Annotated in this window: 10 protein-coding genes; 9 read left to right on the forward strand and 1 reads right to left on the reverse strand. The window is 36.7% G+C overall.

Annotated features, from left to right (window positions below; translation table 11 throughout):
• Positions 1 to 340 precede the first annotated feature (340 nt).
• A complete protein-coding gene (locus DPQ31_RS07610) occupies positions 341 to 475 on the reverse strand; it encodes a YpzI family protein (RefSeq protein ID WP_000513901.1) in 135 nt (44 codons plus the stop codon).
• Between the two features lie 117 nt (positions 476 to 592).
• Here DPQ31_RS07610 and DPQ31_RS07615 point away from each other — a divergent pair, with 117 nt between their 5' ends.
• The 9 genes from DPQ31_RS07615 to spoIVA all read left to right on the forward strand — a co-directional run bounded on the left by DPQ31_RS07615 (position 593) and on the right by spoIVA (position 8,051).
• Positions 593 to 1,204, forward strand: a complete 612-nt coding sequence (locus DPQ31_RS07615; RefSeq protein WP_098911347.1) for a YphA family membrane protein — start codon at positions 593 to 595, stop codon at positions 1,202 to 1,204.
• Positions 1,197 to 2,090, forward strand: coding sequence for a YIEGIA family protein (locus DPQ31_RS07620; RefSeq protein ID WP_000141591.1), 894 nt, complete (start codon positions 1,197 to 1,199; stop codon positions 2,088 to 2,090). Before DPQ31_RS07615 ends, DPQ31_RS07620 begins: the two co-directional genes overlap by 8 nt.
• Positions 2,087 to 2,272, forward strand: coding sequence for a capping complex subunit for YIEGIA (locus DPQ31_RS07625; protein WP_000979055.1), 186 nt, complete (start codon positions 2,087 to 2,089; stop codon positions 2,270 to 2,272). The genes DPQ31_RS07620 and DPQ31_RS07625 overlap by 4 nt, the downstream gene beginning before the upstream one ends.
• Positions 2,273 to 2,396: 124 nt before the next feature.
• Positions 2,397 to 3,707 (forward strand): ribosome biogenesis GTPase Der, encoded by a 1,311-nt coding sequence (gene engA / locus DPQ31_RS07630; RefSeq protein ID WP_001125887.1) that lies wholly within the window; start codon positions 2,397 to 2,399, stop codon positions 3,705 to 3,707.
• An 18-nt stretch (positions 3,708 to 3,725) separates the two neighbouring features.
• Positions 3,726 to 4,748 (forward strand): NAD(P)H-dependent glycerol-3-phosphate dehydrogenase, encoded by a 1,023-nt coding sequence (locus DPQ31_RS07635; protein ID WP_000161758.1) that lies wholly within the window; start codon positions 3,726 to 3,728, stop codon positions 4,746 to 4,748.
• A gap of 120 nt (positions 4,749 to 4,868) precedes the next feature.
• Entirely contained in the window at positions 4,869 to 5,120 is a 252-nt protein-coding gene (locus DPQ31_RS07640; protein ID WP_000369753.1) for a stage VI sporulation protein F, read from the forward strand.
• A gap of 227 nt (positions 5,121 to 5,347) precedes the next feature.
• Positions 5,348 to 5,551 (forward strand): DUF2768 domain-containing protein, encoded by a 204-nt coding sequence (locus tag DPQ31_RS07645; protein ID WP_001289001.1) that lies wholly within the window; start codon positions 5,348 to 5,350, stop codon positions 5,549 to 5,551.
• A gap of 64 nt (positions 5,552 to 5,615) precedes the next feature.
• Positions 5,616 to 6,329 (forward strand): YphF family lipoprotein, encoded by a 714-nt coding sequence (locus tag DPQ31_RS07650; RefSeq protein ID WP_000719829.1) that lies wholly within the window; start codon positions 5,616 to 5,618, stop codon positions 6,327 to 6,329.
• 243 nt (positions 6,330 to 6,572) lie between these two features.
• Entirely contained in the window at positions 6,573 to 8,051 is a 1,479-nt protein-coding gene (gene spoIVA / locus DPQ31_RS07655) for a stage IV sporulation protein A (RefSeq protein WP_208731735.1), read from the forward strand.
• Positions 8,052 to 8,214 lie beyond the last annotated feature (163 nt).

An 8,214-nucleotide genomic window follows, 5' to 3' on the forward strand; every position in this document is an offset into this window, starting at 1 on the left:
AACGGTTGGTTTTTTGTTTTCTATTCTTTTTTGTAATATAAAGTAGGGAACGGAATTAGTATTCTATAAAAAACAGACGTTTAATAAGATTAATTGTATATAAAAATATTATTCGGCGGAATTTGCAATTGAAAAAGAGGTTGCAAAAATGAAAAAATATAGAAGAGGTGATGCTGAATTATTAGAGAGAGCTTAAATTTCCTATGGGAAATAGGTGAAGGTGAAATTATGTCATGAGAAGATTAGCATATAAAATATTATTTCAATATAAATAAAAATCATTAAAATAATTATGAAAAAAGACGGTTTCGGACAATGTCGAAACCGTCTTTTTGTATGTTTAGTGCTGATTTTGCTTGCGAGCTTGCTCCGGTGTATCAAGACTTGTTGCACCAGGATATTGAAGTGATTGGTCGCGATCCGATTCAACGCGGCGTGATTCTCTTAGTTTTCGTTCTTGGCGATCTTTACCCATTGTGAATAGCACCTCCTTATTAAAAGTGTTGCTGTTATATGAAAAAACTATGCGTAAAGAAAGGGGGATTAACTTTCATAAAAAGTTCCCATAATGGAAAACATAGGAGGTGAAATGATGGATGGGAGTACTTTTTATTTTGTAGCTTGGATAGGGTGGGTTATCGTAACTTTCTTTATGAAAAAGGAATCTATTCGATGGAAGTTAAGTGCTTGTATATTGATTTTTATAATTTGCTCTCCGTTACATATAACGATTGCTTCATTCACGGTATCAATAAATGCTCTTTTACTTTGTATTATTTCTTTTATAGGGATTACGCTATATTCTATTTGGAAAAAAATATATACCTTACTTTCGGCGCTTATTATTGCAATGTTATATACAAGTTTTCATTTGTTAGAAGTATATGACCCGATTTGGATTGTGGTGGATAGGTTGTTTCTGTTAAGTGGTGCCCTTGTGTATGCATCAGTTTTATTGCATGGAGATCGTTTCCTGCGATTATGTTCTTTATATATAGGGATGTTGCAAGGAGAGTTGTTAGTGACACTTATTTTTCGAAAACTAAACTTCCCTTATGATTACGGTAGTTTAGCGTTTTTTGATATCATCGCCGTTTCTACATTGTTTATGACAATTTTATTTTGGATTGCAAAAGTATCAGTATACATGGAACAGTTTAAGCGGAAAACACGTAAAAGAAGGGCGAGGGTAATACATGACTGAATATACACCAGCCATTTTATGTGGCGTAATAGCAGGGACGGTAACGAGAGTGTTAATGCTTCGCACGGATACACGGCAATATCCAACGAGGCTTCATGGGAAAATTATTCATATTGCGATGGGGTTAATTGCCGCAGCCTTAGGAGCGATTGCAATCCCGTCTATTTTGAAAAAAGATTTTTCTGCCATTACATTTCTTACGTTAGCAGCGACGCAATTTCGTGATGTGCGTAATATGGAAAGAAATACGCTTCAACAATTAGATGGATATGAGCTCGTACCGCGTGGAAATACATACATTGAAGGAATTGCATTAGTTTTTGAAAGTCGCAACTATTTGGCGATGTTAACGTCGTTTGCAACGACGTTTGCGTATATAGGGTTCCATTCATGGATTGCTGGAGTAATTATGGCTATAATAGCATTTTTTATTGCGAAAAAATTAATGTCAGGCAAAAGGTTACATGATCTTGTTGATATCGAGCATGTACCGCTTCGCTTTGAAGGAGCGGGGCTTTATATTGATAATATTTATATTATGAATATTGGATTGCCGGCAAGGCAAGAAGAAATTATGAAATATGGAATGGGTTTTATTTTAAAACCGAAATCAATTGATGCGATGGTTACAATTGCAAATTTAGGACAACGGCAAGCTATTTTACATGATGTCTCTGTTGCTCTAGGGATATATAGGGATTCAGGTACACCAGCACTTGTACCGTTAGCAAAGCGTGATTTAGAAGATGGAAGAGTTGGCATCTTTGTCTTGCCGCAAGACCAAGATGCCGAGAAAGCGATAGGTGTCATAGGGAATGTGCCAACGCTAGAAAGTGCCGTTCATATGTCATCGGAAGCCCCGAAAGGAAGGGGAGATAAAAGATGATGTTAGAAAGTGTTATTCTCGCAGTAATTACAACGACACCGGAAAAGTTTGCAGGCGGAGCTCCGTTATTTACTTGTGAGACGAAAGAGGAACTAGAATTTGTTGCAAATAATTTAGAGGCGATATTAGATGGTATTGCGCATCGCTTACAAGAGAATGTATATATTATTGTGAAACATTAGCAACGTGTGTTATAATATGAGGTGTTTTGATACGTTGAGAAATATTCTGGAATGCAAATCCCTTCTTGCACAAAGAAGGGTTTTTTACATAATAAACAGAAGCAAGTTGAAAGGATGAAAGTATATGCCGAAACCAGTAATAGCAATAGTAGGCCGCCCGAACGTAGGAAAATCTACTATTTTCAATAGAATTGTTGGAGAAAGAGTTTCAATCGTAGAAGATATACCAGGTATAACGCGAGACCGTATTTATAGTGCGGGAGAATGGTTAAATCATGAGTTTAACATTATTGATACAGGTGGAATTGATATTGGAGACGAGCCGTTCTTGACACAAATTCGTCAACAGGCGGAAGTAGCGATTGATGAAGCAGATGTTATCATTTTTATGACGAATGGTCGCGATGGTGTAACTGCAGCAGATGAAGAAGTTGCTAAAATTTTATATCGTTCTAAAAAACCTATTGTACTTGCGGTAAATAAGGTTGATAATCCAGAAATGCGTAGTGACATTTATGATTTCTATGCATTAGGATTCGGTGAGCCATTCCCGATTTCAGGTACACACGGTTTAGGACTTGGTGATTTGTTAGATGAAGCTGCAAATCATTTTCCGAAGATTGAAGAAGAAGCGTATGACGATGAAACAATCCGTTTCTCTTTAATTGGACGTCCAAACGTAGGGAAATCATCACTTGTAAATGCACTTCTTGGTCAAGAACGTGTAATTGTAAGTAATATAGCAGGAACGACACGTGATGCTGTCGATACACCATATAGCAAAGATGGTCAAGATTATGTAATTATCGATACAGCTGGTATGCGTAAAAAAGGGAAAGTATACGAAAGCACAGAAAAATATAGTGTACTTCGTGCGCTTAGAGCGATTGAACGTTCTGACGTTGTTTTAGTCGTTTTAGACGGAGAAGAAGGAATTATTGAACAGGATAAAAAAATTGCTGGATATGCTCATGATTCAGGACGAGCTGTTATTATCGTTGTAAACAAATGGGATGCAGTGAAAAAAGATGAGAAAACAATGAAAGCATTTGAAGAAAATATTCGTGCTCATTTCCAATTCTTGGACTATGCACCGATTGTATTCTTATCTGCGAAAACGAAAAAACGTACACAAACATTGTTACCAGTTATTAATGAAGTAAATGAAAGTCATAGTATCCGTGTACAAACGAATGTATTAAATGATGTAATTATGGATGCTGTAGCGATGAATCCAACGCCGACTCATAATGGTAGCCGTCTGAAGATCTTCTATGCGACACAGGTTGCGGTAAAACCACCGACATTTGTTGTGTTTGTAAACGATACAGAATTAATGCACTTTTCATATGAGCGCTTCTTAAAGAATCGTTTACGTGAAGCGTTCGGTTTTGTAGGAACACCGATTCACATTATCGCTAGAGCAAGAGACTAATGGAGAGGATGTGATTTTATGACAAAAATCACAGTAATAGGAGCAGGTAGCTGGGGAACAGCGTTAGCGATGGTATTAGCTGACAATGGACATGATGTACGTATTTGGGGAAATCGTTCTGAACTTATGGATGAGATTAATGCGAAACATGAGAATAGTCGATATCTTCCAGGAATTACATTGCCAAGCACAATCGTAGCCTACTCTTCTTTAGAAGAAGCATTAGTAGATGTAAATACAGTACTGTTAGTAGTACCGACGAAAGCGTACAGAGATGTATTACAAGAGATGAAAGAAATTGTTACAGAACCAGTTACGTGGATTCATGCAAGTAAAGGGATCGAACCAGGTACGTCAAAACGTATTTCGGAAGTGATTGAGGAAGAAATTCCAGAGAACTTGATTAAAGATGTTGTTGTACTGTCTGGACCGAGTCATGCTGAAGAAGTCGGCTTACGTCAAGCGACAACTGTTACATCGGCAGCGAAGCGTATGGAAGCGGCTGAGGAAGTACAAGATTTGTTTATGAATAGCTACTTCCGTGTATACACAAATCCTGATATTGTTGGAGTTGAGCTTGGTGGTGCGTTAAAAAATATTATCGCATTAGCTGCAGGGATAACGGATGGTCTTGGATTAGGTGATAATGCGAAAGCGGCATTAATGACACGTGGTTTAACGGAAATTGCTCGTTTAGGAAGAAAAATGGGCGGAAATCCTTTAACGTTCGCTGGTCTAACTGGTATGGGAGACTTGATAGTAACTTGTACAAGTGTTCATAGCCGAAATTGGCGTGCTGGAAATATGCTCGGAAAAGGGCACTCTTTAGAAGAAGTGTTAGAAAGTATGGGGATGGTTGTAGAAGGCGTAAGAACAACGAAAGCTGCTCATGAATTGGCAGAGAAGATGGAAGTTGAAATGCCGATTACAGCTGCTTTATATGACGTGTTGTTCAATGGGAATGATGTAAAGGATGCAGTAGGCTCATTGATGGGACGCGTTCGAAAACATGAAGTGGAAGCTATACCTGATTTACTTTAAATAAAAGCGACAGAAGTACAATTTGTACTCCTGTCGCTTTTTTATTTTTTGATTGGGTCTTTTCACCATTTTTTTATTTTTGCATAGGATGAAGTGTAACTTGAGGAGAGGGTGAAAAGAATGGATAATAACATTTTTAATAATATTGAGAAGGAAGCGAAAGTGAACAAAGAGGATATTTTTAAATTAGCGTCATCTGTACAAAATGCGAATTTACGTGATGAAACTGTGCTTCGTCAATTGATTCATCAAGTAGCTCTTATGGCAGGACGTGAGGTGCCGAAAGAGCAAGAGGATCAAATTGTAAAAGCGATTATTAACAATAATATGCCAGCAGATTTTGGCTCGTTAAGCAAAATGTTTAAAAAATAAATTATGAGAAACAAAGAGATTGTAGATTGCATATGATAGCCATGAAAGAATGGGAATAGAGCTGGTAAGGGCATATTTGGTCAACCGAAGCGCAAAATAATGCGCTTCGGTTTTATTTTTGTACATAAATTTTGTTAATTTGCATTAAAATGATGAATTGTATTTGTTTAAAGATTTTAATTTGTTAAAATAGTATAAAAATAGATTGAAAGTAAAGGGGTGTATATATGTCAGAAGGGCTTATAAAAATGTGGTTTTCCTTAGGGGCAATGGGATTTATGTTTGTTGCAGTAGTTTTTATTTTATTAAGTAGGCATAAAATGAAAAATAAATTTCTGAAAGGGATTACAGCGTTAGTAGCGTACACCCTCATGATTGTGTCGGGTATTGTTATTTTTCTTGTTGTATTTAGTGGACCTGTGGAGCAGTAAGAGGAGTGTATCTCAAAATGTTACATAAGGAGTAAGTTATACTAGCGTGAAAAGGTGATTGTTAGTGAAAAAAATCCATATTATTTTAATATTTTGTTGCATCAGCGTTTTAACAGGGTGTATGTATCCGAAAGAAAATATGAAACAAAATGCTGTTCCTTATGAAGATCAGTTACAAGTTGTTCAAAAAGCTATTACGACATATAAGGAACAAAATGGTGGGATATTGCCAATTAAAACGCGTGATATGAGTACACCTATTTATCAAAAGTATCCAATCGATTTTCAAAAAATTGCTCCGCGCTACATACAAGAAGCACCAGGGAATGCGTATGAAAGTGGAGGGGTATACCAATACGTATTAATAGATGTTGAAACAAATCCGACCGTAAAGTTAATTGATATAAGGATGGTTGAACAAATTCAGGAATTATCATTAAAATTGAGGATGTACCGTGATGAACATAGATATCCACCGTTTAAAAAAGTAATTTCAGACGGGGTATATGAATTGGATTACAAAAAACTAGGATATAAAGATGTACCGCAAGTGACAAGTCCGTATTCTGGTAAAGGACTTCCTTTTGTAATCAATGAAAAAGGAGAAGTATTTGTTGACTACAGAATCGACTTATATGAAGTGTTGAAAAAAAATGAAGGGCAATTTAAGGAAGGAGAAGATATTCGAAATATACTATCGAAAGACTCCCCATTTGTTCCCGCATATTCTTTACCGTATACGGTGAAGGACGGAGAACCAATTTTTTTTAAATCATAAGTCATGAACCTTTCTTTTAGCGAATAAGTTCTAGAAGAAAGGTTTTTTATGTTATACAACTTGTGATGCAAACAAAAAGTATTTTTTAAATAGTCATATGAAATTGGACAAAATTATTTGATATATTGTCCGAACTTCTAGAATACCATTATATTATATCAGATATTATAGGCAACGTTAGAGAAGGTATTAGTTGACTATATACGCGGAATTATTCCCAAAAATTTTGAGGGAGGGAATCACTTGGAAAAGGTAGATGTTTTTAAAGATATTGCGGAACGCACAGGCGGTGATATTTATTTTGGAGTTGTAGGAGCTGTTCGAACAGGGAAATCAACATTCATTAAAAAATTTATGGAACTTGTTGTTATTCCGAACATTGAGAATGAATCTGACCGCCAAAGAGCGCAGGATGAACTGCCTCAAAGTGCTGCTGGTCGTACAATCATGACGACGGAACCGAAGTTTGTTCCAAACCAAGCGGTTTCTATCGAAGTAGATGAAGGACTTGAAGTAAATATTCGATTAGTAGATTGTGTTGGATATACGGTTCCAGGAGCAAAAGGCTATGAAGATGAGAATGGCCCGCGTATGATTAATACTCCTTGGTATGAAGAGCCTATTCCATTCCATGAAGCTGCAGAAATTGGCACGCGCAAAGTAATTCAAGAACATTCAACAATTGGTGTTGTAATTACAACGGATGGAACGATTGGCGAAATACCAAGAAGAGATTATATAGAGGCAGAAGAACGCGTTGTAAATGAGTTAAAAGAAGTTGGAAAGCCTTTCATTATGATTATCAATACTGTACAGCCGTATCATCCGGATACAGAGCAATTACGCCAAAGTTTATCTGAAGAATATGATATACCAGTAATTGCGATGAGTGTAGAGAGTTTAAGAGAAACAGATGTATATAATGTACTTCGAGAAGCGTTATTTGAGTTCCCAGTATTAGAGGTGAATGTAAACCTTCCTAGTTGGGTAATGGTGCTAAATGAAGGGCATTGGTTACGCAAAAGTTATCAAGAAGCAGTTCAAGAGACTGTGAAGGATATAAAACGTCTTCGTGATGTGGACCGTGTCGTTTGGCAGTTTAGTCAATATGAATTTATTGATCGGGCAAGTCTAGCTGGCATTGATATGGGGCAAGGTGTGGCAGAGATTGATTTATATGCGCCAGATGAATTGTACGATCAAATTTTAAAAGAAGTAGTAGGGGTAGAAATTCGAGGGAAAGATCATTTACTGAAGCTTATGCTCGACTTATCTCATGCGAAAATAGAATATGATCAAGTGGCGGATGCCCTGCGTATGGTAAAGCAAACAGGATATGGTGTAGCAGCACCTGCACTAGCTGATATGAGCTTAGATGAGCCGGAAATCATACGTCACGGTTCAAGGTTTGGTGTGAAATTAAAAGCGGTAGCTCCATCTATTCATATGATTAAAGTAGATGTTGAATCGACGTTTGAGCCGATTATTGGTACTGAAAAGCAAAGTGAAGAATTAGTTCGTTATTTAATGCAAGATTTTGAAGATGATCCATTATCAATTTGGAATTCCGATATATTCGGACGTTCGCTTAGCTCTATTGTTCGAGAAGGAATTCAAGCAAAACTATCTTTAATGCCAGAAAATGCTAGATATAAATTAAAAGAAACACTAGAAAGAATTATTAATGAAGGATCTGGCGGATTAATTGCGATTATATTATAAGAAAAAATCCCTCTCATTGTAGAGGGATTTTTTTCAGGCTGTGGAGAAAGTCTTCTCCACAGCCTGTTTATGTGTCTGAACCTCTCTTTATGTGTCAACACTGATAAAAAAGAGGTAAAGGAGAGATTTTTTATGATGGGTGCTTTAAAAAATCATCGTGATG

It is taken from the genome of Bacillus sp. COPE52 (assembly GCF_003355115.1).
Lineage (GTDB): Bacteria > Bacillota > Bacilli > Bacillales > Bacillaceae_G > Bacillus_A > Bacillus_A toyonensis.